This is a genomic window from Bradyrhizobium sp. 33ap4 (genome assembly GCF_032654765.1).
In the GTDB taxonomy this organism is placed as follows: Bacteria; Pseudomonadota; Alphaproteobacteria; order Rhizobiales; family Xanthobacteraceae; genus Bradyrhizobium; species Bradyrhizobium australafricanum.
The window spans coordinates 22,473-46,211 of record NZ_JAUMTJ010000037.1 but is presented as its reverse complement, the minus strand read 5'-3'; the positions used below and the strand labels follow the sequence as shown (position 1 = coordinate 46,211).

The 23,739-nt window shown below is 62.0% G+C and carries 25 protein-coding genes; 12 read left to right on the top strand and 13 right to left on the bottom strand.

Features of this window, described 5'->3' with window-relative positions:
• The first annotated feature begins 9 nt into the window (after positions 1 to 9).
• The gene (locus Q2M23_RS26695; RefSeq protein WP_316397599.1) at positions 10 to 528 is read left to right on the top strand and encodes a DUF3280 domain-containing protein; all 519 of its coding nucleotides are present in this window, start codon (positions 10 to 12) and stop codon (positions 526 to 528) included.
• A 190-nt stretch (positions 529 to 718) separates the two neighbouring features.
• Here Q2M23_RS26695 and fghA read toward each other — a convergent pair whose 3' ends face one another.
• On the bottom strand, positions 719 to 1,558 hold the full coding sequence (fghA, locus tag Q2M23_RS26690) for an S-formylglutathione hydrolase (protein WP_316397598.1): 840 nt from the start codon (positions 1,556 to 1,558) through the stop codon (positions 719 to 721).
• Between the two features lie 30 nt (positions 1,559 to 1,588).
• A complete protein-coding gene (locus tag Q2M23_RS26685) occupies positions 1,589 to 2,209 on the bottom strand; it encodes a response regulator transcription factor (RefSeq protein ID WP_016847801.1) in 621 nt (206 codons plus the stop codon).
• A gap of 181 nt (positions 2,210 to 2,390) precedes the next feature.
• Between Q2M23_RS26685 and Q2M23_RS26680 the strand changes: the two genes are divergently transcribed.
• Positions 2,391 to 3,755 carry a histidine kinase gene (locus Q2M23_RS26680; RefSeq protein ID WP_316397597.1) on the top strand — a complete coding sequence of 455 codons (1,365 nt, stop codon included), beginning with the start codon at positions 2,391 to 2,393 and terminating at the stop codon, positions 3,753 to 3,755.
• Here the strand turns inward: Q2M23_RS26680 and Q2M23_RS26675 are convergent.
• Together Q2M23_RS26675 and Q2M23_RS26670 are read right to left on the bottom strand one after the other, a co-directional pair.
• Positions 3,752 to 4,186 (bottom strand): YkvA family protein, encoded by a 435-nt coding sequence (locus tag Q2M23_RS26675; RefSeq protein WP_076834149.1) that lies wholly within the window; start codon positions 4,184 to 4,186, stop codon positions 3,752 to 3,754. The genes Q2M23_RS26680 and Q2M23_RS26675 overlap by 4 nt on opposite strands.
• Positions 4,187 to 4,216: 30 nt before the next feature.
• Entirely contained in the window at positions 4,217 to 5,191 is a 975-nt protein-coding gene (locus Q2M23_RS26670; protein ID WP_016847804.1) for a helix-turn-helix domain-containing protein, read from the bottom strand.
• Positions 5,192 to 5,611: 420 nt separating this feature from the next.
• On the opposite strand from Q2M23_RS26670, the gene xoxF5 reads away from it, so the two are divergent.
• The 7 genes from xoxF5 (at position 5,612) to Q2M23_RS26635 (ending at position 14,107) form a co-directional block, all read left to right on the top strand.
• Positions 5,612 to 7,417 (top strand): lanthanide-dependent methanol dehydrogenase XoxF5, encoded by a 1,806-nt coding sequence (gene xoxF5 / locus Q2M23_RS26665; RefSeq protein ID WP_076834147.1) that lies wholly within the window; start codon positions 5,612 to 5,614, stop codon positions 7,415 to 7,417.
• A gap of 123 nt (positions 7,418 to 7,540) precedes the next feature.
• Positions 7,541 to 8,023 carry a c-type cytochrome, methanol metabolism-related gene (locus Q2M23_RS26660; RefSeq protein ID WP_076834145.1) on the top strand — a complete coding sequence of 161 codons (483 nt, stop codon included), beginning with the start codon at positions 7,541 to 7,543 and terminating at the stop codon, positions 8,021 to 8,023.
• Positions 8,024 to 8,073: 50 nt separating this feature from the next.
• Positions 8,074 to 9,183 (top strand): S-(hydroxymethyl)glutathione dehydrogenase/class III alcohol dehydrogenase, encoded by a 1,110-nt coding sequence (locus tag Q2M23_RS26655; protein ID WP_316397596.1) that lies wholly within the window; start codon positions 8,074 to 8,076, stop codon positions 9,181 to 9,183.
• Positions 9,184 to 9,216: 33 nt separating this feature from the next.
• On the top strand, positions 9,217 to 9,780 hold the full coding sequence (gene gfa / locus Q2M23_RS26650) for an S-(hydroxymethyl)glutathione synthase (protein WP_016847312.1): 564 nt from the start codon (positions 9,217 to 9,219) through the stop codon (positions 9,778 to 9,780).
• A gap of 137 nt (positions 9,781 to 9,917) precedes the next feature.
• Positions 9,918 to 10,871, top strand: a complete 954-nt coding sequence (locus Q2M23_RS26645; protein ID WP_316397595.1) for a hypothetical protein — start codon at positions 9,918 to 9,920, stop codon at positions 10,869 to 10,871.
• Between the two features lie 311 nt (positions 10,872 to 11,182).
• Positions 11,183 to 12,328: an epoxide hydrolase gene (locus Q2M23_RS26640; protein WP_316397594.1), complete on the top strand. Its 1,146-nt coding sequence runs from the start codon at positions 11,183 to 11,185 to the stop codon at positions 12,326 to 12,328.
• A 60-nt stretch (positions 12,329 to 12,388) separates the two neighbouring features.
• Positions 12,389 to 14,107 (top strand): metallophosphoesterase family protein, encoded by a 1,719-nt coding sequence (locus Q2M23_RS26635; protein WP_316397593.1) that lies wholly within the window; start codon positions 12,389 to 12,391, stop codon positions 14,105 to 14,107.
• Here the strand turns inward: Q2M23_RS26635 and Q2M23_RS26630 are convergent.
• From Q2M23_RS26630 to Q2M23_RS26620, 3 genes are all read right to left on the bottom strand, one after another.
• Positions 14,104 to 15,138 (bottom strand): AI-2E family transporter, encoded by a 1,035-nt coding sequence (locus Q2M23_RS26630; RefSeq protein ID WP_316397592.1) that lies wholly within the window; start codon positions 15,136 to 15,138, stop codon positions 14,104 to 14,106. The genes Q2M23_RS26635 and Q2M23_RS26630 overlap by 4 nt on opposite strands.
• Positions 15,139 to 15,223: 85 nt before the next feature.
• Entirely contained in the window at positions 15,224 to 15,688 is a 465-nt protein-coding gene (locus Q2M23_RS26625) for a GNAT family N-acetyltransferase (protein ID WP_316397591.1), read from the bottom strand.
• Positions 15,689 to 15,753: 65 nt separating this feature from the next.
• Positions 15,754 to 15,882, bottom strand: coding sequence for a hypothetical protein (locus Q2M23_RS26620; protein ID WP_316397590.1), 129 nt, complete (start codon positions 15,880 to 15,882; stop codon positions 15,754 to 15,756).
• Positions 15,883 to 15,992: 110 nt separating this feature from the next.
• Here Q2M23_RS26620 and Q2M23_RS26615 point away from each other — a divergent pair, with 110 nt between their 5' ends.
• Together Q2M23_RS26615 and Q2M23_RS26610 are read left to right on the top strand one after the other, a co-directional pair.
• On the top strand, positions 15,993 to 16,625 hold the full coding sequence (locus Q2M23_RS26615; protein ID WP_316397589.1) for an invasion associated locus B family protein: 633 nt from the start codon (positions 15,993 to 15,995) through the stop codon (positions 16,623 to 16,625).
• Positions 16,626 to 17,019: 394 nt separating this feature from the next.
• The gene (locus Q2M23_RS26610) at positions 17,020 to 18,426 is read left to right on the top strand and encodes an adenylate/guanylate cyclase domain-containing protein (protein ID WP_316397588.1); all 1,407 of its coding nucleotides are present in this window, start codon (positions 17,020 to 17,022) and stop codon (positions 18,424 to 18,426) included.
• Positions 18,427 to 18,653: 227 nt separating this feature from the next.
• Here Q2M23_RS26610 and Q2M23_RS26605 read toward each other — a convergent pair whose 3' ends face one another.
• From Q2M23_RS26605 to Q2M23_RS26595, 3 genes are all read right to left on the bottom strand, one after another.
• Positions 18,654 to 18,899, bottom strand: coding sequence for a hypothetical protein (locus Q2M23_RS26605; protein ID WP_253607710.1), 246 nt, complete (start codon positions 18,897 to 18,899; stop codon positions 18,654 to 18,656).
• Positions 18,900 to 19,749: 850 nt separating this feature from the next.
• Complete coding sequence (locus Q2M23_RS26600) at positions 19,750 to 19,950, bottom strand: hypothetical protein (RefSeq protein WP_225645917.1); 201 nt, start codon at positions 19,948 to 19,950, stop codon at positions 19,750 to 19,752.
• A 775-nt stretch (positions 19,951 to 20,725) separates the two neighbouring features.
• A complete protein-coding gene (locus Q2M23_RS26595) occupies positions 20,726 to 20,920 on the bottom strand; it encodes a hypothetical protein (protein ID WP_229158027.1) in 195 nt (64 codons plus the stop codon).
• Between the two features lie 150 nt (positions 20,921 to 21,070).
• Between Q2M23_RS26595 and Q2M23_RS26590 the strand changes: the two genes are divergently transcribed.
• Complete coding sequence (locus Q2M23_RS26590; RefSeq protein ID WP_229158037.1) at positions 21,071 to 21,274, top strand: hypothetical protein; 204 nt, start codon at positions 21,071 to 21,073, stop codon at positions 21,272 to 21,274.
• Here Q2M23_RS26590 and Q2M23_RS26585 read toward each other — a convergent pair.
• The 3 genes from Q2M23_RS26585 to Q2M23_RS26580 form a co-directional block, all read right to left on the bottom strand.
• Positions 21,271 to 21,513, bottom strand: coding sequence for a hypothetical protein (locus Q2M23_RS26585; protein WP_316397586.1), 243 nt, complete (start codon positions 21,511 to 21,513; stop codon positions 21,271 to 21,273). The two genes, Q2M23_RS26590 and Q2M23_RS26585, sit on opposite strands and share 4 nt — an antisense overlap.
• Positions 21,514 to 21,994: 481 nt before the next feature.
• Positions 21,995 to 22,462: an MAPEG family protein gene (locus Q2M23_RS44080; RefSeq protein ID WP_410469769.1), complete on the bottom strand. Its 468-nt coding sequence runs from the start codon at positions 22,460 to 22,462 to the stop codon at positions 21,995 to 21,997.
• A 428-nt stretch (positions 22,463 to 22,890) separates the two neighbouring features.
• On the bottom strand, positions 22,891 to 23,685 hold the full coding sequence (locus Q2M23_RS26580; protein WP_021080321.1) for a class II aldolase/adducin family protein: 795 nt from the start codon (positions 23,683 to 23,685) through the stop codon (positions 22,891 to 22,893).
• Positions 23,686 to 23,739: the final 54 nt, after the last annotated feature.

Genomic DNA, 23,739 nt, shown 5'->3' with positions numbered 1-23,739 from the left:
TTCACAATCATGAGATCAGCGTTTGCCTTCGCCGTTTCTTTGCTGGTGGTGTCTTCGGCGGCAGCGCGCGCCGAGCCGCCCAGGCTCGCGGTGTTCGACCTCGAGATGATCGACACCAGCCTGCAGGGGGAAGTGAGCGGGCCACGCAGTGATGAGCAGGCGCGGCTGCTCCGGGCCGGCGATCAGGTGCGCAAGGAGCTCGCGGACTCCGGCAAGTTCCGCGTGCTCGACATCGCGCCGGTCAATGCTGCGGCGCATGGCAGCAATCTTCAGGCCTGCGGTGGCTGCGATGTGAAGCTGGCCGGCGAGTTGGGCGCTGATCTCGTGATGACGGGCGTGGTGCAGAAGGTGTCCAACCTCATCCTCAACATCAATCTCTATTTGCGCGACGTGCGTAGCGGGCAATTGCTGGCGGCGGCGAGCGCCGACATGCGCGGCAACACCGACGAATCCTGGTCGCGTGCCACCGACTACCTCGTGCGCAACCGCCTGCTCGCGCCGAACTACGGCGTGCCGAAGGCGCAGTAGCCTGCGCTCACGAATGGACTTCCGTTATCCTGAGGTGCGAGCTTTGCGGCGCAATTGCGCCGCTGAGCGAGCCTCGAAGGATGAATCGGCCCGGTTACAGCCACACGTAGCAAATTCGGGCCGTGCATCCTTCGAGACCGGCCGCTTCGCGGCCTTCTCAGGATGATGGGATGAACGGACTGCGTGACGCTCACGCCTTCAACCGCGCGGCGTGCCAGCGCAGATGATCGGCCATGAAGGTCGAGATGAAGTAGTAACTGTGGTCATAGCCCGGCTGACGCCGCAGGGTGAGGGGGATGTTGGCCTTCTCGCATGCCGCCTTCAGCAATTCGGGCCGCAGCTGCTCGGTGAGAAAGCCGTCGGCATCGCCGTAGTCGACCAGCAGATCGGCGAAGCGGGCACCGTCCTCGATCAGGGCGACGGCGTCATGCTTGCGCCACGCCTGCTTGTTGCTGCCGAGATAGCCGCCGAGCGCCTTGTTGCCCCATGGCACCTGCGACGGCGCCACGATCGGCGCAAACGCGCTCGCCGCCCGATAACGATCGGGATGGCGCAGCGCGACCGTCAGCGCGCCATGGCCGCCCATGGAATGACCGAGGATCGACTGCCGCGTTGTGTCGACCGGGAACTGCTCGGCGATCAGCTTCGGCAATTCCTCGGTGATGTAGCTCCACATCCGGTAATTGGTCGCGAACGGCTGCTCCGTCGCATCGACATAGAAGCCGGCGCCAAGACCGAAATCGTAGGAGTTGGCGGGATCGCCGGGGACGCCTTCGCCGCGCGGGCTGGTGTCGGGCGCGACGAAGATCAGGCCGAGCTCGGCGCATGCCTGGCGGAATTCGCCCTTCTCGGTGACGTTGGCGTGGGTGCAAGTCAGGCCCGACAGGTAGGTGACGACGGGCAGCTTGGCGCCGGCCGCATGCTCAGGGACGAACACCGAAAAGGTCATGTCGGTCTTGGTCTCGCGGCTTGGATGCCGATAGACGCCTTGCGTGCCGCCATGCGACTTGTTCTGGGAAATCGTCTGCATTGTCGTATTCCTCTTGGTTGGAGCGCTGCGTCAGGCGACGCCGCTCTCGATCGCCAGCCGCACCAGCTCTGCCGAAGTGCGCACGCCAAGCTTCTGGCGCATGATCGATGACGTGTTTGCGACCGTCTTGTATGATGAATGCACCAGCCAGGCGATCTCCGACAGGCTCTTGCCGGAACTGAGCAGGCGCAGGATCTCCATCTCGCGCGAGGTGAGCTTGGAGAGCGGATTTTGCGCAAAGCCGGGCCGCGCAAACGCCACGTTGCGCGCGATCGCCGGTGGCAGATAGACGCCGCCATTGCCGACCTCGCGCACCGCTTCCACCAGATCGTTGGGATCGCCGGTCTTCGAAACGTAACCCTTGGCGCCGATGTCGATGGCGCGGGCGGCGAACACCGGGTCATCGTTCATGCTGAACATGATGAGGCGCGCAGACGCATCATGCGTCAGGATGCGGCGCGCCAGCTCGAATCCGGAGACCGTCGGCAGGTTGATGTCGATCACGCAGAGATCGGGCTTCTCCGCGACGAACGCCCGTTCGCCGCTTTCGGCATCCGCGGCTTCCAGCAGCGTGATCTCGGGATCGTCGGCGAACACGGTGCGGCAACCGGAGGCAACGATGGGATGATCGTCAACGATCAGAATGCGCATGGCGTTGTTCCGGCGACCTGCTTCGATTCACTCATCATCACGTCGGTTTGCGCGAAGGACAGGTCGGTTCCGACCGGTTGTGCACCTCGTGCGGGATTGCGATAGGGTGCGATTAGATAGCCGGGCAAATTTGGCTGTCAACGATCCTCTCGGAGGAGGGATCGCGGTCGGGGGCAACGTCATGTGGCAAAAGCTATCCTTGCGCGCGCGGATCAACCTGCTGCTGGCGCTGATCCTGGCGCTTGGCCTCGGCATCAATATTGCGCGGCTCGTGCTGGAAGCGGGGCCGCGTGTCCAGGCCGAGGACCAGAGCGTGATCCGCCTGGCGCGTGAATTCGTTGCGACGATCGTGGCCGGTCTCGACGAGGCGCCGGATCCCGATGCGCGGCTCGACCAGATCGTCCAGGACCTGAGCCGGCTGCGTCACGTCAGCATCACGCGGCAGGATGGCGCGACCGCAAAATCTCCTGATCGCCCCGAGGACGTCGGCGATCAACGCGCTCCGCCGCAGTGGTTCGTCGCGCTGGTTCATCCCGAGCAGACCTCGGTGCGGGTGCCGATCTCGGTGCACGGCAAGCCGCAATCGCTGGTCATCACCTCGCATCCCGACGACGAAATCGCCGAGATCTGGGATGGCATCGTCACCCAGATCGAGGTCGGCTCCGCGATCGCGGTCGCGCTGCTTCTGGTCACCATGCTGGTGGTCGGCCGCGCGCTGGCGCCACTGGAGGCACTGTCGCAGGCCATGACCGGCATCGAGGCCGGGGATTACGATGCCCGCGTCGAGCCCGGCGGATCGCCGGAATTGGCCGCCATCTGTGCCAAACTGAACCATCTGGCGGCGACCCTTGGCGATGCCGTCGAGGGCAAGCGGCAGCTCGCCGAGCGCGCGGTCTCGCTGCAGGATTCCGAGCGCAAGGAGATCGCGCGCGAATTGCACGATGAGTTCGGGCCCTATCTGTTTGCCTTGCGCGCGCATGCCGGCGCGCTGACCCGGCTTTCGGAAGTCGAAAAGCCGGACCCTGCGGCATTGCGCAAGCACGGCAATGCCATCCTCGAGCAGGTCAACGCGCTCCAGCAGTTCACGCGCCGGATTCTTGAGCGATTGCGGCCGGTCGGCCTGGCCGAACTCGGGCTTGCGGAAGCGCTCGGCGCGCTGGTGCGGCTATGGAGCGAAACGCACCCGGAGGTGGAGATCGAGAGCCGCATCTCGCCGGCGCTCGGCGATACCGGAGAGATGGCCGACCTCACGATCTATCGCATCGTCCAGGAGGCGCTCACCAACGTGTTCCGCCATGCCGGCGCGACGGCGGTCGATATCACGATCGAACCGGCGGAACGCCAGGCCGGCCTACGCGGCAGCCGCGACTGCGCGTTGGTGCGGGTTCGCGACAATGGCCGCGGCTTGCTGAGGGATCACAGGCTTGGCCGCGGATTGACCGGGATGCAGGAACGAATCCTCGCGCTCGGCGGCACGCTTAACATCAATTCCAGCGATGATGGCGTGACGGTCGAGGCGCTCGTGCCAAAGGCCGCACAGTCCTAGACGATTGGCTGTCGCCAATATCTGAAAGCCGCCCAAGCCAGCGCCGCCGCGCCGGCGATCCAGAGCACGACGATCGCGATCATTCCCGCCCGGCTGGTCGGACGCTGCAAGACGGCGCCGGCCTTGGCACGGCATTCCGCCATCACCTCGTCCGGCACGAGCGAGATCGCAAGCCAGATGCCGAGCGGCAGCAGGATCAGATCGTCGAGATAGCCGATCACCGGAATGAAATCCGGGATCAGATCGATGGGAGACAGCGCATAGGCCGCGACGGCGACGGCAAGGGCCTTGGCATACCAGGGCACGCGCGGATCACGCGATGCGAGATACAACGCAACGCTGTCCCGCTTGAGGTTGCGTGCCCAAACCCTGATCGAGGACAGCTTGATTGAGGACAACTTGGTTGGAGAAAGTCTGTCGGCGGACGGCATGGCGCAACGCCTGCGCGTCGGATGGAACCGCTATTCGAGCACCACATCGGCCGGCATACCGCCGTGCAGGCCCTTGTGGACGGAGGAGGGCGCGATGCCGAAATACTTCCGGAAGACGCGGCTGAAATGCGACGAACTCGAGAAGCCCCAGGAGAACGCGACGTCGGTGATGGTCTTGCCGTTCTGGGACTCCAGCTCCTGCCGGCAGTTCTGCAGCCGGGCCTTCCAGATGTAGTCGCTGACCGTCATGCCGCGATCGCTGAACAGCATGTGCAGATAGCGCTTCGAGCAACCAAGCGCCGCGGAAATGCGGTCGATGCAGAGATCCGGATCGCGCAGATGCTCGCGGATGAAGCCCTGGGCACGCACATAGGTGGCCTCGGCGCTGCCGCGGTCGAACATGGCGCCGGTCTCGCGCAGCGGCAACAGCAGCAAGTCGATCAGCGCATCAGCCACGCCGACGGCGTTGACCGGCGTCAGCGTCGGTGCCTCGCCGAAGGCGGCATGGACGAAATCATAGGCGATGCGGCCGGTGCCGTTGCGCGCCGACAGCTTGCACGGCGCCATCTTGGAGAGCTGGAAGCCGCGCTCCTTGAGCAGGTCCTTTGGAACGATGACAACCTCGTGCCGCGTCAGCGACGGGCTGATGATGGTGTGCGGACACGACACGTCGTAGGCGAAGCAGTCGCCCGGCATGATGTCGAAGTGCAGGCCGTCTTGCTCGAAATGCGAGACGCCGTGGGTCTGGAACACGATCTTGATGTAGGGGTGCTCGCTCAGCTTGATGCGCGAGATGGTATGCGCGATCCGGTGCTGGCTTGCCTCGATCTGACACAGCTTCAGGCGCGATACCGTCGTGAAATTGACCCGGGCTTCGAGCGAGGATCCTTCCAGCGCATCGACGTCGAACTGGCCGCAAAGGTCAGTGAGCGCATCCGACCAGCGCTGAATCTGCCGCTTGGGCGTCAATCCGTTCGTGCTAAGAGAATGGACTGTATCGGACATCTTTCCAGCCACCGATTCGATCCCCACGTGACTGCTCACCGAGCTTAAGTCTGGCCCGGAATGATGCGCCTTCTCCCTGATTCTGAATAGCTTAGGGAGGCGGCGGGATTTCTTCCCGGTTAATGTCGGGTGATCCTCCGACTTAGTTCTGGGCGCGTCAAGCGCAACCTTAGCACGCGTCAATCTGGCATCCGGATCGCGCCGGCCGCGATTGATGCCCTGCAACATGAAGCAAGCTTTCCAGCCAATTCAGGGCCGGGCGACAAAAATCTGACGAAGCTTCGCTTTTGAGCAAACGGCTCTTCTCTTTTGGGCAAGTCAGCGCGCTTCGAGAGGACTACGACTGGGGCACCAAAATGGAAGAAGTGGGGCCGTTTCGGCGGAAACCCTTGAGCTCTTGAACCTGGGAGGAAATCCACGATGCGCAAGATGCTTTACGCGACCGGCCTTGGGGCAATGGCGGTATTTGCCGCCGGAGCGGCCAACGCCAATGACGAACTCCACAAGATGTCGCAGAACCCGAAGGACTGGGTGATGCCGGCCGGAGACTACGCCAATCAGCGTTACTCCAAGCTGAATCAGATCAACGCCTCGAACGTCGGAAAGTTGCAGGTCGCCTGGACGTTTTCGACCGGCGTGCTGCGCGGCCACGAGGGTGGCCCGCTGATCGTCGGCAACATCATGTACGTCCACACCCCGTTCCCGAACAAGGTCTATGCTCTTGACCTTTCGCAGGACAACAAGATCGTCTGGAAGTACGAACCGAAGCAGGATCCGAACGTCATTCCGGTGATGTGCTGCGACACGGTCAACCGCGGCGTTGCCTATGGCGACGGCAAGATCTTCCTGCACCAGGCCGACACCACACTGGTGGCGCTCGATGCCAAGACCGGCAAGGTGGAGTGGACGGTGAAGAACGGCGATCCCAGCAAGGGCTCGACCGGTACCTCCGCGCCGCTGGTGGTCAAGGACAAGGTGCTGCTCGGCATCTCCGGCGGCGAGTTCGGCGTCCAGGCTCATGTGACCGCTTACGACATCAAGACCGGCAAGCAGGTCTGGCGCGGCTTCTCGGAAGGCCCGGATGACCAGCTCCTGGTCGACGACAAGACCACCGAGCTCGGCAAGCCGATCGGCAAGGATTCGAGCTTGAAGACCTGGCAGGGCGATCAGTGGAAGATCGGCGGCGGCGCGACCTGGGGCTGGATCTCCTACGATCCCGAACTGAACCTCGTCTATTATGGGTCGGGCAATCCCTCGACCTGGAATCCGAAGCAGCGTCCCGGCGACAACAAGTGGTCGATGACGATCTGGGCGCGTAACCCGGATACCGGCGTCGCCAAGTGGGTCTACCAGATGACGCCCCATGACGAATGGGACTATGACGGCGTCAACGAGATGATCCTCTCGGATCAGACGATCGACGGCAAGGCGCGCAAGCTGCTGACGCATTTCGATCGCAACGGCCTCGGCTACACGCTCGATCGCGCCACCGGCGAACTGCTGGTCGCCGAGAAGTACGATCCGAAGGTGAACTGGACCTCCGGCGTCGACATGAAGAAGGACTCGCCGACCTATGGTCGCCCGAAGGTTCTTGATGCCGCGTCGACCGACAAGGCGGGCGAGGACGTCAACGTCAAGGGCATCTGCCCGGCAGCGCTCGGCTCGAAGGACGAGCAGCCGGCAGCCTACTCGCCGGACACGCAGCTGTTCTACGTGCCGACCAACCACGTCTGCATGGACTACGAGCCGTTCAAGGTGAGCTACACCGCAGGTCAGCCCTATGTCGGCGCGACGCTGTCGATGTATCCGCCTCCCGGTGAGACCAACATGGGCAACTTCATCGCCTGGGACGGCAAGACCGGCAAGATCGTGTGGTCGAACAAGGAGCAGTTCTCGGTCTGGTCGGGTGCGCTCGCGACCGCCGGCGGCGTGGTGTTCTACGGCACGCTGGAAGGCTACCTGAAGGCTGTCGACGCCAAGACGGGCAAGGAGCTCTACAAGTTCAAGACCCCGTCCGGCATCATCGGCAACGTCACCACCTATGAACATGCCGGCAAGCAGTACGTCGCCATTCTGTCGGGTGTTGGCGGTTGGGCGGGCATCGGCCTCGCGGCCGGTCTGACTGATCCGACGGCCGGTCTCGGCGCAGTCGGCGGCTATGCCGCGCTGAGCAACTACACTGCGCTCGGCGGAACGCTCACCGTGTTCTCGCTGCCGCAGCAGTGAGCTGAGCGACCTCGTTCCGGCGCATGGAGCGATCTCCATGCGCCGGTCCGTCTTCAATCTGCACGCGAGGATATGCTTTTGCGTAAGATCTGGTTTGTGAGTGCTGCGATCTTTGTCGTGGCAATGGGTGGAGTTGCCTCCGCCGAGGACGCTGGCGACCCGACCGCCGTCAAGTCCGAGGACGGCAAGTATCTCGACAAGGATGGAAACCCGACGTTCAAGGTTACGGCCGACGGCACGACGGACTGGTACACCTACTCCGGCTATCGCCGCTATCATTCGGAGTGCCATGTCTGCCATGGCCCCGACGGCATGGGATCGACCTATGCGCCGGCGCTGTCGAATTCGCTGAAGACCATGAGCTACGCGGATTTCATGGGCGTGGTCGCGAGCGGACGCAAGAACGTTTCCACGGCGCAGGAGAACGTGATGCCGGCGTTCGGCGATAACCCCAACGTTGCCTGCTACATGGACGACCTCTATGTCTACCTGCGCGCCCGCGCCAATGACGCGGTTGGGCGTGTTCGGCCGGCCAAGCACGAAGACAAGTCGGAAGCCTATGGAAAGGCGGAAGACGCCTGCATGGGGCACAACGACAAGAAGTGAGCCCGTCCGGTGCGAACGAGAAACCTGTTTGACGTTTTGTGGAGACCAAGATGAAGACCCGCGCCGCAGTCGCATTTGAAGCAAAGAAGCCGCTTGAGATCGTCGAGCTCGATCTGGAGGGTCCCAAGGCCGGCGAGGTCCTGGTCGAGATCAAGGCGACGGGCATCTGTCACACCGATGCCTACACGCTCGACGGCTTCGACAGCGAGGGCATCTTCCCCTCGATCCTCGGGCACGAAGGTGCAGGCATCGTTCGCGAGGTCGGCGCCGGCGTGACGTCGGTCAAGCCTGGCGATCATGTGATCCCGCTCTACACGCCGGAATGCCGGCAGTGCAAAAGCTGCCTGAGCCAGAAGACCAATCTCTGCACCGCGATCCGCGCCACCCAGGGCAAGGGCGTGATGCCCGACGGCACCTCGCGCTTCAACTACAAGGGCAAGACGGTCTTCCACTATATGGGCTGCTCGACCTTCTCGAACTTCACCGTGCTGCCCGAGATCGCGGTGGCCAAGATTCGCGAGGACGCGCCGTTCGACAAGAGCTGCTACATCGGCTGCGGCGTCACCACCGGTGTCGGCGCGGTCGTCAACACCGCGAAGGTGACGCCGGGCTCCAACGTGGTCGTGTTCGGCCTCGGCGGCATCGGCCTCAACGTGATCCAGGGCGCCAAGATGGTCGGCGCCGACAAGATCATCGGCGTCGACATCAATGACTCCAAGGAAGCTTGGGGCAAGCAGTTCGGCATGACGCATTTCGTCAACCCGACCAAGGTTTCCGGCGACATCGTCCAGCACCTGGTGGGCCTGACCGATGGCGGCGCCGACTACACCTTCGACTGCACCGGCAACACCAACGTGATGCGGCAGGCGCTGGAAGCCTGCCATCGCGGCTGGGGCGTCTCGGTGGTGATCGGTGTCGCGGAATCCGGCAAGGAGATCGCGACCCGGCCGTTCCAGCTCGTCACCGGACGCGTCTGGAAGGGCACGGCCTTCGGCGGCGCGCGCGGCCGCACCGACGTGCCGAAGATCGTCGACTGGTACATGGGCGGAAAGATCCAGATCGATCCGATGATCACCCACGTGCTGAAACTCGACGAGATCAACAAGGGCTTCGACCTGATGCACGAGGGAAAATCGATCCGTTCGGTCGTCGTATTCTGAAATCAATACACCAAGCACTAGGAGGATAGGTCAATGACTGTTCATATCCACCCGTCGGTCGACAATGGCGTCAAGCAAGGCTCCGGCAGTTTTGCCGGCGGCACGCTGGTCTGCAAATGCGCGGACAAGCCGGTCAAGGTCGGCATCAAGGGCGACGTCGCCCACAACCATGCCTGCGGCTGCACCAAGTGCTGGAAGCCTTCGGGCGCCACCTTCTCGGTGGTCGCGGTGGTGCCGCGCGAGAACGTCACCGTGTTGGAGAACGGCGACAAGCTAAAGATCGTCGATGCCGCGGCGGTGATCCAGCGCCATGCCTGCACCGGATGCGGCACCCACATGTACGGCCGGATCGAGAACAAGGGCCATCCGTTCTATGGCCTCGACTTCATCCATCCCGAGCTGTTCCAGGAGTCCGGCTCGGCAGCGCCCGGATTTGCCGCCTTCGTGTCGTCGGTGATCGAGTCCGGCGTCAAGCCGGCCGATATGGCCGGGATCAGGTCGCGGCTCAAGGAGCTTGGGCTCGAGCCCTATGACTGCTTGTCGCCGCCGCTGATGGATGCGATCGCTACCCACGTGGCGAAGTCCAAGGCGGCCTGACGACGGCACCGTGACAAAGGCGGCCTGACCGGCTCGCCTTGACGAGATCCTGCGCCGGCAGAGGGTCTGCCGGCGAGGGATATGCTGGTGGTACCCGTGACCTTGAACCTTGCATGCCCTGCGGACGACCACAGGGCATGCATTTTATTTTCCGCTTTGCCCTCGTCCTTTCCCCGATCCTGCTGCTTTCGCCGGCCCGCGCCGCGTCACCGGAAGACCGCTATATCGCCGCGCGTGACGCCGCGATCGCCAAATTCGCCAAGCTGTCGAACGACAACAAGATCAATGAGGCCGTCGACAAGGCCGAGGTGGCCGCGCGCGACGAGCTGAAGGGGCAGCTGACGGCCATCCTGTCCCAGCCCGCCCGGCCGGGCTTTGCTCCGGCCCAGCTCAACCTCGACACTCTATATAAGGGCGATATGGGGTTCGGCATGCTGGACGGCCTGCGCTTCGATGCCGACACCGGCAGGGACGGGGCAAAGATAGGAGAAAAACGCGCCGACGGCAGCTTCGTCGAGCCGAAAGCCCATATCATTGTCACCACCGAGCCTCTGTTCACGCGCTGGCTGCACGAACACAAGACCTGGTGGGACAAGGGCAGCAAGAATGTGCCGCAGCAGGTCGATGCCGCCCTGAAGTTCGAGGGCCTCTACACCCAGGCGATCTCGACCGATGCCGCGGTGGTCAATTTCGACGACCTACCGATCGCCAAGCCGGCGTCGGCCGCCCTGGCTTACGGCTTCCTGGCCGGCCGCACCCAGGATTCGTTCCCCGACAAGGCCGACGAGGTGTTCGTGGCGGCGCTCGCCGGCGGCAAGATGTATGTCGCCTATGGCGAGATCGAGCCGGCGGTGCAAGTGCCGGCCTGCACCGCGATCCGCACCGACTACAACAAGAAGGCCGATGCGGCGGCCGAGAGGCTCGAGCGCAAGCAGATCACCAGGCAGGCCTATGACAAGCTCGGCGACCTGCGCCAGCAGGGCGAGGATGCGTTCAAGCGCTGCTTCACCGAGCGCGCGCCGCAACAGCCGGCCTTCGCCGCGGCCACCAGGCAGGCCCAGGCGCTGCTCGAGGTGGCGATCGGCAAATAGCTCGGCGAGCTATTGACCAGCGGCAATCCCAACTTCAGCACGGCATCTTGTCTGTCATGGATGCTAATCAGATAGATTGCCACAACAAGCTCCGTCCTCTGCGACATCAGCGCTTCGATCGCCTGCGCGTGATGTCGATCTATTGTGGCCGATGTCTTAGCAAGATCGCGGTGCCGATGATGGTTTCTTGTCGTCAGATTTCGCGGCTAGTCGTGCAGGGTTCGTGCAGGCGGGGTTTGCGGCGCGGGGTTTGATCGGCGACCCGCGCCAGCCTATCTTCCCCGAAAGTTCAGCATCCCCGTGGAGACGCCATGACCGCCATCAGCCCGTTCCGCATCGCCGTCAGCGACGATGTCCTCGAGGATCTGCGTAATCGGCTGCGCCGGACCCGCTGGCCGGAAGCCGAGCTGGTCGACGACTGGAGCCAGGGCGCGCCGCTGCAATGGATCAAGGACGTCTGCCACTATTGGGCCGAGACCTATGACTGGCGGCAGCGCGAGGCGCGGCTCAACCGCTTCAGCCAGTTCACCACCGAAATCGACGGGCTCGACATCCACTTCATCCATGTCCGCTCGAAGCATCCGGAGGCGCGGCCCTTGATCATCACCCATGGCTGGCCGGGATCGGTGGTCGAATTCCACAAGGTGATCGAGCCGTTGACCGATCCGACCGCGCATGGCGGCCGCGCCGCCGATGCCTTCCACGTGGTGTGCCCGTCATTGCCGGGCTTCGGCTTCTCGGCCAAGCCTATAGCGACGGGCTGGGGCGTCGACCGGATCGCGACGGCCTGGGCCGTCCTGATGCAGCGGCTCGGCTACGCCAGCTATTTCGCGCAAGGCGGCGACTGGGGCTCCGCGGTGACGACCGCGATCGGCGGACAGGATGCTGCGCATTGCGCCGGCATTCACATCACGCTTGCGATGTCGACCCGGCCCAATGTCGAGGGGCAGCCGACGCCGGAGGAGACGAGGGCGCTCAACGGCATCAAATATTATGCCGACTGGGATTCCGGCTATTCCAAGCAGCAGTCCACCCGGCCGCAGACGCTCGGCTATGGCCTGACGGATTCTCCGAGCGGGCAGGCGGCCTGGATCCTGGAAAAATTCTGGGCCTGGACCGATTGCGACGGCCATCCGGAAAACATCCTCAGCCGCGACGAACTGCTCGACAACGTCATGCTGTACTGGGTCACCGCGACGGCTGCGTCGTCGGCGCGGCTCTATTGGGAAAGTTTTGGGCCGGGCAAGCGAACCCCGCACAAGGTGAGCGTGCCGACTGGCGTTGCCGTGTTCCCCAAGGAGATCGTCACGCCGGTCCGCAAATGGATGGAGACAAACTTCACCAACATCCGGCACTGGAGCGAGATGCCGAAAGGCGGACATTTCTCGGCATTCGAGCAACCCGAGCTGTTCATCGGCGAGGTGCGCGAGTTCTTCGGGAAGCTGCGCCAAGCCTGACGCGTATGTTGGTCTGAAGCGGTTTGTGACAGAATGCGCCGTGCAACGGAGGACGTCGGCGTGCTGCTTGATCCCCGCCTCGGCGACTTTGAGGACAATGCCGCCAGCCCGGAACAGCGTTCGTTGTTCGCGATCTTGGGTAGCCTTCTGGTTGAGATAAGCCCGGCGAAACTGTTGTTCGCCTGGACGGTTTCGCTTCTGCTTCCGGGCGTACTGCTCGGCCTTGCGCCACTGGTCGCATCCGCCTGGATTTCGAGCCTTTCGCAACACGCTCTTGCCCTGTCCGAAGTGGGCGCCGTGCTGGCGCTGATTGTGATCGCGGCGTTGGGATGGCTCGGCGGACGACCGCTGCTTCAAATCGCGGAAACAAGCTTCTGGTCGCTGAACGCGCTCGCGGTCCAACCGAGTTATGCCTTCACACGTGAGGCGCTGGGCCATCTGGCGGAGCTGCTTTCGCGCACCGGCGCAACTCCTGCCTCTCGCACGAGGCTGCGCCGCGGTTGCTCGGTCGGCGCCGGCATACTGCTCTCCGCGGGGGCGGCATTGATCGCGGCCCTGGCCTGGCCTGCCTCGCGATGGACTGCGACCGTCAATGACCTTGTTCTGATCCATCGTCTGGTGTTGCCGACGTTCGCGAACGCTGTGGTGCTGGTGTCCTGCTATCTTGCGGTCGCGTCACTGGCCTGGAGCGTGGCCGACGCCAGTATGGAACAACCGGCCGACCTGGCCGGATTCGACGCGACGCCGTCCGGAGGACGCTGCTGGCGCCTTGCGCACCTGTCCGATCTTCACGTGGTCGGCGAGCGGTACGGCTTCCGCATCGAAAGCGGGACCGCCGGTCCGCAGGGAAACGAGCACTTCAAGCGCGTGTTGGCTCGCCTTGCCGAAATTCACATCATTGATCCGCTCGACCACGTGCTGATCAGCGGCGATATGACGGACGCCGGCCGGCCCGGCGAATGGGCGGAATTTCTCGATGCGTTGGCAGGTCATCCCGAGCTTGCAGCACGCATCATCATGCTTCCGGGCAATCATGACGTTAACGTCGTGGATCGTGCCAATCCTGCGCGCCTCGACCTGCCGTTCAGCCCAGGCAAGCGGCTACGGCAGATGCGTACCCTGTCGGCGATCGCGGCCGTCCAGGGCGATCGCGTGCGCGTCATCGACGGTTCCGGCAAACCGTCGGCCACGCTGAACCAGGCGCTTGCCCCTTATCATGATCGGATAACACAATTTGCGCAGCACGGGGGCGTGCTCCGCGCAGCGGCGCTCCGTGGCCTGTTCGATGATCAATTCCCGATGATCCTGCCGCCGGACCAGGACGGTGGCCTCGGGATCGCCATTCTCAACTCCAACGCCGAAACCCACTTCTCCTTCACCAACGCGCTCGGTTTGGTTTCGGAAGCGCAAACGCGGCGGTTGGAGGCTGCGATCCGTCATTTTCCGACGGCATGCTGGACCATCGCGTTACATCATCACGTGATGGAATATCCCATGCCGGTGAAGACATTTGCCGAGCGCATTGGGACAGCCTTGATCAACGGCAGCTGGTTTGTACGCAGGTTGCAACGGTTTTCCGATCGCTCGGTGGTGATGCACGGTCACCGGCATATCGACTGGATCGGTACATGTGGTGCGTCGAGGATCGTCTCGGCCCCGTCGCCGGTGATGGGGGCCGACGATGCAGCCAGCTATTTCTATATCCACAAAATGATGGTCGGCCCGGATCGGAAGCTCTGCCTCGCCGAGCCCGAGCGGGTTGAGATTGCCGCAAGCTAGGACGCTTCCGGCTTGTCATGGTGCGATCCGCCACACAGATCGGCTATCCATGCGGCCGACGGACTCTCGGCACAGAAGGTCAGAATAGCGAGCGTGATCGGCACGCCGATGAAGGTCCCAAACAGGCCCCAAAGCGAGCTCCAGAAGAAGATCGCAAACAGCACCAGAAACGGCGAGATCGACAATGTCGAGCCGGCCACCCGCGGTTCGATATAGCTGCCTACCACGAACTGGATGACGTTGAGGCAGGCGAACACGCCAAACACCGCGGGCCAGCTCTCGAACTGCGTCATGGCCAGCAGCGTGGGGAACAGCGTCGCGATGAAAGGACCGACGAAAGGAACGTAGTTGAGGACAAAGGCGATCACGCCCCATTCGAATGCGAATGGCAGCCCGGTCACGGCGGCGAACAGGCCGACCAAGAGACCCGTGACCGCGCTCATCTGCGTCCGCACCAGCATATATTTACGAAACTTGGCGGCCGTCGCTTTGCTGCCCTTGAGCAGGACGCGCGCAGCTGTGCGATTCTCCAGCCGCTGGATTCGTCGACCAGCGTCGTCGACCTCGAGAAGTCCCAGCACGACATAGACCAGCGCGATGAGCCAGAAACTCAACGTGGTGTTGACGCGCCCCGTGACGTATTGCGTGGTGCGCAGCAGCCAGCCGACATTGAAATGCTCCGCCCAGACGCCGGCGAACGAAACGCCATGGCCGTCGAGCCAGATCACCGCGGCATCGTAGAAGGCCTGATACCGCGCCGCATCCGCGATCAAGGAGCGCCCGACGCGGCCAAACCCCCATGCTGCCAGCGAGGCAAACGCGATGCAGGTGGCAACCGTAACAACGACGGTAACGGCGAGCGCGAGGAGTTTCGGCAGCCACGACTGCAGCCGTTGCTGAACGGGCCAGACGATCGCGATGATGAACAGGGCGGCCGCAAGCGGGGCGAGCACGCTGCGCGCCTGAGCCACCGCCGCAATGACCAGCACCGCGGCGATGATGCCGGTCGTGATCTTCAACCCGCCAGCCATCCTTGGGTTACCCGATCTCCGTGAACGCAGACATTGCCAGTCTGTCTCGTAGCGCGACAAGACCGGAAATGGACCTGCGGCGCAGCTACAGCAATCCTCGATAGATCCCCGGCGCGGAACCTTCGATGGCCACCGCGCCGACAGCTTTCGTATAGAAATCCGCCGGCCCGACGCCGCCGATGATGGCGTAGCCGAACCCCTGGTGCTTCATGTCCTCGAGGCAGGCGAACAGCAGCGCCTTGCCGATTCCGCCCTGCTGCGCCTTCGGCGCGACGCCGGTCGGACCGAAGAAGTTGCGACAGGCCGCGTCATGGCAGGCGAATCCGAGGATCTTCTTTTGCTGGATCGCGATGAAGCAGGAGACCGGTTGGCGGCTGAACGCGACCTCGGTTTCGCTGGCCCACGCCTCGCTGAATGTCTCCCGCACCCAGGCCACAACCTTGTGCTTTTCCGGGGCGAGCGCGCGGCGCATGACAATTCCGACCTTGAGCAATCGATCATAGGCGGGCCGGGAATCGGGCAGGGCGTAGAGCTTGACGAGCATGTCCATCCGGCGAGCTTAGTTGAAAACGCATCCCGCGGGCAAATCACGGGAGCAAGGTCGAGGCCGCCGGACTACCATTTGCGTTGCTGCTTGTTCGCGGCCTTGTTCGCGGTCATGGCTTCACGTGCAATCGCCCAGAAATACCCGCCGCAGAATGTAACGATCGCGACAATCACGCCGGCGGCGATCAGCTCTTGCATATCAGCGGTTCTCCAAGTAGGTGTATCTCGTTCATGTGGGAATTATGCCCACGAATGCGCCGACGAAAAGGCAGATCGGTTTCGGGACGTAACGAGGCCGAGCGAATGCAATGGTGACGGTCAGCGCAGCAGACAGGCGTCTTCGGGCGATCGTTGCTCTCGTCGTCATGGCCGGCGTCGGTTCGGCGCAAGCCGCCCGAACTCCCGATGTGTCGGACGCGAGTGGGAGCACCGTCTCCATGCCGATCGACACGCGGAGCCGGACGTCCGCGATGGACGGCGTGGTCCGCGCCGTCCAGCTTCCCAAGGGCGCTTCCGCGATCAGCGAGACCTACGGAGACTGGATCGTCAAATGCCAGCTCGACGGCGGGGCCAAGCTGTGTACCCTCGGGCAGACACAACTCGCCAAGGAAACCAATCAGCAAATCTTCGCCATCGAACTGATTCCCAGGGACGGAAAGGCCGAAGGCAACATCTTGATGCCGTTCGGGCTGAAGTTCGACGCCGGGGCCGTCCTCAAGCTTGACGGCAAGGATCTGGAGCAGACGCGCTTCTCCACCTGCACGGCGCAAGGCTGCTTGCTGCCGGTATCCTTTCCCACGGCCGTGACCGACACCATCAGCAGGGCCAAAATGCTCACCGTTGCCGCCCAGAACATCAGCAACGGGCAGGCCGTCGTCTTTAACGTCTCCCTCAACGGCTTCGCCGCGGCGCTGGAGCGCACCATTCAGCTCGGAAGCTGAGCGGCACGACGTTCCGCGCCCACCGCGCGATGGCTGCGACAGATCACCCCGACGGGCAAATCCCGCTTCCGTCGTCGGGCAAATCAGTGATCCAATCCCGCCCGTCTCACCCGATTGAGGGGCGCTTCGCGGTCGTCACGAACGTGGGTCGAGATGCGGTGGACGCCGATTGCGCAACTGACGAGTGCGCATGACGTGGACGGTGAAGTCGTGTGGTCCTGATGCCAAGCCTTTTTTTCATGATCCAAAGAACGAATAAAAGCCATGTCTGTCAATGGCTTAAACAGAGTCGCTTGAGCTGGGTCCCCATAGGCCCTTAGACCGTTCACCTTCAGGTGCCAGACCATAGCTTCGGCCCATCGTGTGACGGGCAAATACCGGGCATTTACGGTGGATGACGTCCGTTGATGTCAGGCCTGATCTGGAAGATAGTTGGAAACGCGAACAAATGGTGGGGGCCGCGATGACGGAAGTAGCGTTGCCCGAGACGCAGTATGCGCAGAGCGGCGACTTCAACATCGCCTATCAAGTCATGGGCGACGGGCCCACCGACATTATCCTAGTTCCGGGCATTATATCCCACATCGATTTTCAGCACGAACTCCCGGGCTATACGCGCTTTCTTCGTCGCTTGGCGAAGTTCTCAAGGGTCGTCACGTTCGACAAGAGAGGTCAAGGACTATCAGATCGGTTGGCCGACGTACCGTCTCTTGAGGAACGTATCGACGATGTCCGCACGATCATGGACGCCATCAACTCCAAGCGTGCTGCGCTAGTCGGCTTCTCTGAAGGCGCGTCGATGAGCGTTCTATTCGCGACGACCTACCCAGAGCGCGTGTCCCACTTGGTCTTATTCGGAGGGCTGGCGCGGATATCAGACCTGCTCCCGCCGAACCTCACGCCATCGGAGGTTCAGGAACGGTTAGCTTACGTCGTAAAGAGTTGGGGAAACGGGGACTTCCTCAAGCGAGTTTTCGCGAGTGATGCTGGCAATCCGGAGATACTCGCTCGCATCGCAAAATTCGAAAAGTTGGGCAGCAGTCCTGGCGCACTAAAATCCTACATACTTTCGAACCGACGGATAGACATCAACCCCATCCTCCCAGTCGTCCGCACGCCAACTCTAGTGCTGCACCGAACAACCGACGCGCAGGTGCCTGTAACGTTAGGCCGCAAGCTCGCCGCCGGTATCCCGGGAGCGAAATACATTGAATATCCGTCGGGCGATCACGCGTTCTGGACGGGAGACATTGAGCGAGTTACCGGAGACATCGAAGAATTCATCACTGGACAACGCGCCAGCGAGGGAATTGATCTGGAGCGCATACTCGCTACCGTTCTCTTTACTGATATCGTTGGGTCGACCAATCTGGCTTTGCAACTCGGCGATCACCGTTGGCGTGACCTCTTGGACAATCACGACGATCTTTCCGGCCGGATTGTCAGCAAGCATCGCGGCACTTTGGTGAAGAGCACAGGCGATGGCGTTCTGGCGACCTTTGACGGGCCGGGGCGGGCTGTGCGATGCGCCTTGGCGCTCAGTGAAGAGAGCAAGAGTATTGGCCTGCCCGTACGCGCAGGTCTTCATTGCGGCGAGGTCGAAATCAGAGGCAATGACATCGGTGGCATTGCCGTCCACGCAGCCGCGCGAGTGATGTCGCAGTCGGGAAGCAATGAGGTATTTGTCTCGCGGGTGGTCACCGACCTCGTAGCAGGCACCGATCTGAAGTTCTCCGAGCGAGGTTCATACGAATTAAAGGGGCTGCCCGGGAAATGGGACCTTTTCGCCGCGAGCAAATAGTATCCCGAGCGCTTGCGTCGTATTGTTCCTCCGCTATAAGCCGCGCAGGCCTCCGCATTTTGCGCTTCCGTTTCGTGTCGAGGCCGAGATCGCCGAGATGTCTATGCATGTCTGCTTTGCCCTCAACATCAACTTGACGGATAAGCAGCAAAGTACGTTCGAGGAACTCAACCTCAAGCCTGGCGCTGTTTGCAGACTGACAAAGTAAGGCGCCCGCATTGCGATGCCTACGTAGGCTTACGCCGTTCGCGCTCAGCCCTGTTCGCTGCTTTGAGCAGGTCTCCGATGTAGTCGGAGATGTCGCCGATCTCAGCTTGCAAGTCGGCCGCCGAGAAACCCTGCTCCTTGGCAGCCGCGACAAGACGGCGGGTCAGTTCGGCGATATCCTGCGACGCGCCGACGGTGCGAAACTGCTCGACAGCGTGAATGCTATTCTCGACCCAGAAATCGATAAACTCGCGGGCCTTGCTCACCGGATACCCCCCAACGCCAAACCAAGAACTAGCGTTAGCGCCGGTGCGTGAACACGGCAAGGCCGCCTCAGTTGTCCCTCTTCGTTTGCCATCGTAGCGATGGCCACGCCGCCGCCGCACCCCACAAGTCGAATTGCGCCCCGCTAGGCTTTATCCCAACGTCGGAGCACGCAGCCGACGGGGACGGCCTTTGCATCTATTGTTCCGACTATGATCGCGAAGACGATTATCAAGCTCGCGCAATCTGGTCTCAGGGACCCGCCGAGATTTCGGCGCAGGCGATCAAGGCACTGGAAGTCCGGTGACGCCGGGAGTTGATGTCTTCCCGCGCGCGCTCTGGAACGACCGCCTTATCCCAATTAGGAACGAGATACGCGAGCCAGCATTGGCGACAATGGACGACAAAAACCTGCAAGCGCACAGTGAACAAGCCCTTGTCGTGGTGGCCCTCAGCACGGCAACTCTGATCGCGTCCGTCGCCCTCTTGGTATCCGCATGGTAAGGCCGTCTCAGGTTAGGGCCTCGATGCTGAGATCAGATCAGGCTCAATATTTGAACCGCGTTCCGAGTGGAACCAGGACGACAGCACCGATCGCAACATCCGCTCCCGCGTTCGGGAACCGAAACATTCCGGCCCTCGGAGAATTAGCGCTTGGAGGCTTCGGGGCTTCGCAAGATGCGAGGCATATCATGATCCCACTGTCAGCGGGCAACGCCTTCCTCATAGTTGCGATTATGAGCGTCACTTTCCTGACTGAGGTCGCCTTTTTCCTCGTGATCGGGCTGTTCTGAAAGGAACGCGCGCACTGGCACGGTGCAGCCGATGTGAGGACCCAGTCCTTCTCCCGGCTCAACGACGAGGCTTATCCCAGCGCTCACCCGCTGGAATGATTGAGGGCGACTGCTCTTCAAATTCGCGGAGCCGGTCGATTTGCATTTTGAGCCTCGGCGAGAGTTCCGTCTCTGGTTCCAGCGACGCTCGCAGCGTCTCGCCGATCTCCCGGACAATGGCCCGGCTGTGAACGTGGTCGATGTCGATGCGGTTGCGCATTACACAGCCTCCGGTCGGAATGAACAACGCACCGGCAGGCCGAGAGTGCGCTCCCCCCGCAAACACATCGGGGCGCGGCTAGCGATTGTGAATAAACCGGAGACCGCCGCTTTTGGCTATCTTGCGCGAGCGCTGGTTTTTGACAACAGCGGGTCTTTGGTAACGACCTTTGGCTATCTGCGACATGCGCCGGGTTGTTCACCAGCGAGCGGCGGTCTCATGGCTTCTAAGTCTTGGCTAGCCTCTTCGTTCCCCAATTCTGATCGCGAACGGAATGAGGAACCTACGGAGCACAGAGCCGAAGCATCGACCATGCAAAGCGCCGGGCAACGCCGGCGATACTCATAGGAAATCGCTCGCGCTCGGGAACCAATTCCAAAAGTGTCGGGTTAATTGATGGGGCCGATGCAAGGGACCATCGCCATGAGGATCGAATATCTCGCTGCAATTGCGATAGCTGTTTGGACCGCTGGTGCTGGATTGGCAGCGGTCCATTCCGTCGGCTCGCCGCTCGAAACGCAGTCCACGCCGACCGCCACTGAATTGGCGACCCGAATAGCCACGTCCGTGGATGCGTTCTCGCCTCGGTCCGGCGGTTAACAGCCCCCACTCGAGTGCGTCTAGGCACCGGCCGCCACCCGTATTCGTCCGGGATGGAAGTTTTTCCTGCGCCGCAACATATTCGCGGTGTTCATCGAGTTCATATTTCCTCTCCGCCCGGCCGTCTCATTGACGGCCGGGCTTTTTACATGCGCGCCACGCGTTTTTTCGGCAGTTAGTTCTTCTTGAGATCGCTCAGCCTGCGCATGTAATAGCCGTGGCTCTGAACCGCCTGCCTGATCTCCTCGCTAACCCTGACGACCCTCTTCTTGCTCTTGCGCCACTTGCCCTGAGCGCTGATGTCCGGCACCGGAAATCCTTTTTTCACAACGAGGAGATCGCGCCTGACGTTGAAATACACCTCGACCATATTGTCTCCCAAAAGGCTGAAAGTATCCGTTCAGAGCAGAGCGCGGCCCGCAGAAATGCAATCGGCTCTTTCGCGCCTGCCTGTGAATATCGAGGAGAAATGCTGCGCTCGTTGTTTCGACAAGACATTTTCTGGTTGGATGTTGTTCGCATGCCGCACCCAACGACCAACGATTATCTGGACGAGTATGACCGGGAGCTAGACGAGATCGTTGCCGCCTGTGACGGCGATGTGCGGAGCGCTCTCAGGGCGCTCTTGCTGGTCAATGAGCAGTTGGAGCACATCCTGAACTGTTTGAACGCGGAACTCGTTGATCACATGTCGCGGCATCACCGACGGCAGACGTTACACTAAACCGCAACTATCGCTTCACCGGCAGGGGGCAGCCTCACGAAAGTCCCGCTGCCATCGGGGTCCTCGATCCAGTCGAAGCTTTCGGCAAACTTGAGCCCGGCAGCTAGATCATCGCGCTTTTCACCAGCAGCGCTCCAAACTGCATCAATCGTCTCTCGGCGGATGACCTGTCCCGCGCCAAGTCCGGCGGCCTTCATGGCGTCGATCAATTTGAGGCCGTGTTTCTTGATCTCGTCCATTTTGTCCTGGCGTGGTTTCAATCCTGCGGGCGAGCCAACCGGCTTCCAATTTACACGCCGGTGGCGCGATGAAGCTAGCTCAATCATAACGGCAGCAACCATGGTCGATTTCATCTTTCGGGCCAACATTGCTCACTACAAAGAACTTTTGGAAACGGAAGCCGACGCTCGGAAGATCGAGACCTTGCGCAAGCTTTGGCCGAGGAGGAAGCCAAGCTAGCCGAATGGCAGGCGCAAAATCGACGGTCACGCGGTGAGGATTGAGGACGCCGTTGACAATGATCAATGAGCCGCGCTGCATCGCCGGCTAGTCTAGCGTGATGATGTGGATGCCGATTGAAACCGCCCCGTTCGATCGCGACTTGGAGTTGGCCGTTATCGAGGCTAAGGGGGACATATACTCTCTGATCTTCCTCTGTCGTCGTGACCACAATGGCTGGATCAAGACGGCAACGGGCCGCGCCGTGGAGGTTCATCCCACTCACTGGCGCAATTGGGGCGAGCAGCAAGGCCGCTCGGCGTGGGGGCTACGCGAGCCCGATGCGCGACCTCTCACCCCAGGAATACCGCCGCAACATTCATGAGCATGCCGATGGTCGGGATGTTCCACACGAGCGAGCGCGCCAGCGGCAAGTCTGCTGCATACAAGATCGCGCAGGCGACGCGGCCCCAAAAAATAAAGCTGAGCGCCCCATAAGGTGAGCCAACTGTGGATGTCCGCTACAGCGGTTAGAAGGATTACGGCGGCGAAGAGCGGAAATGTCTCAAGATAGTTTCGGAGCGCTCGATCGGCCCTTCCGGCAACGCCAGTAAGCGGGGGAACGTGCTGCTCCCGCGAACTCGCGGTCCATCGGTAGCCTCGTTGCCGGCTCTGGAGGTGCGATACAGCGATAATGTGCACGATCCCAAGAAAGACGCTGGCGGCGAGCAAGGTAAGTTCAACAGTCACGTGCAATCTCAAATCGCGTCAGTCCGATTGCGGGCCGGGCGAGGCGCGCCGGCGCTGCCGAGCGCGAAAGAACGGTCGATCCGGGTGGGTCGCTTGGGCAAAATTTCATGACTTCCTCCCGGAGAGAAGCCAACCACGTGCCCGACCAAAATGCCAGTTCGGCACCATGTTCACCGCGCCCGCCACGCCGTATTCCTTGCAGACGAGGCACCAGGGGCGAAACACGCCGCGAGAATGGGATGTGTGACTCACAGATCGTGCAACAATTTCAGCGTCGTCCCGGCGAAGGCCGGGACCCATTGCCACGAATGCAAATTGTGGCGCGACGCTGGGGCCGCGGCCTGTTTTTCAACAACGCTATTCTGTGGTTATGGGTCCCGGCCTTCGCCGGGACGACGAATGGAGAAGGCCTACGCCGGCTTTCGCTCTCAATCCCGATACGACGGATCCGCCCGGTCGAGCTTGCGCAGCAGCGCGGGCCAGGCGAGTTCGCCGTTGCGGGCGGCGCGGCCCGGCTTCGGCAGCATCCGCTCATAAGTGTCTTCGAGGATATTTTGCGGCGGATAGATCAGCTTGGTATTGCAGGACAGCGCCATCACCTGGGTCTGGCAGGCGCGCTCGAGGCGGAACAGCACGTTGAAGGCGGCGGGCACGGTGCGGCCGACGACCAGAAGGCCATGGTTGCGCAGGATCATCGCCTCGTTGTCACCGAGGTCGCGGACCAGGCGTTCGCGCTCGTCGACATTGTCGGCGATGCCCTCGAAGTCGTGATAGGCGATGTGCAGGAAGCGCATCGAGGTCTGCGCCAGCGGCAGCAGGCCGCATTCCATCGCCGAGACCGCCATGCCGGCCGGGGTGTGGGTGTGCGCGACGCAATCCATGTCGTGCTTGGCCATGTGGATGGCGCTGTGAATGACGAAGCCCGCGACATTGACGTCGTAGTCGGTAGCGTTGAGCAGCGTGTTGCCTTCGACGTCGACCTTGATCAGGCTCGAGGCGTCGATCTCCTCATACAGCATGCCGTACGCGTTGATCAGGAACTGGTCGGTGGTGCCAGGCACGCGGCAGGAGATGTGGTTCGCGATCATCTCGGTCATGCCGTACATCGCCGTCAGCCGGTAACAGGCGGCGAGATCGACGCGGGCCTGCCATTCCTCGGCGCTCACCTGCTCGCGGACGGATTTGACGACCTTGATCGCGGGCGAACTGACGGGGGGATTCATGGCGTTCTCTCCTTGAGATATTTGCGGGGCCGCGGCCCGATTGTTGCCGCGGAC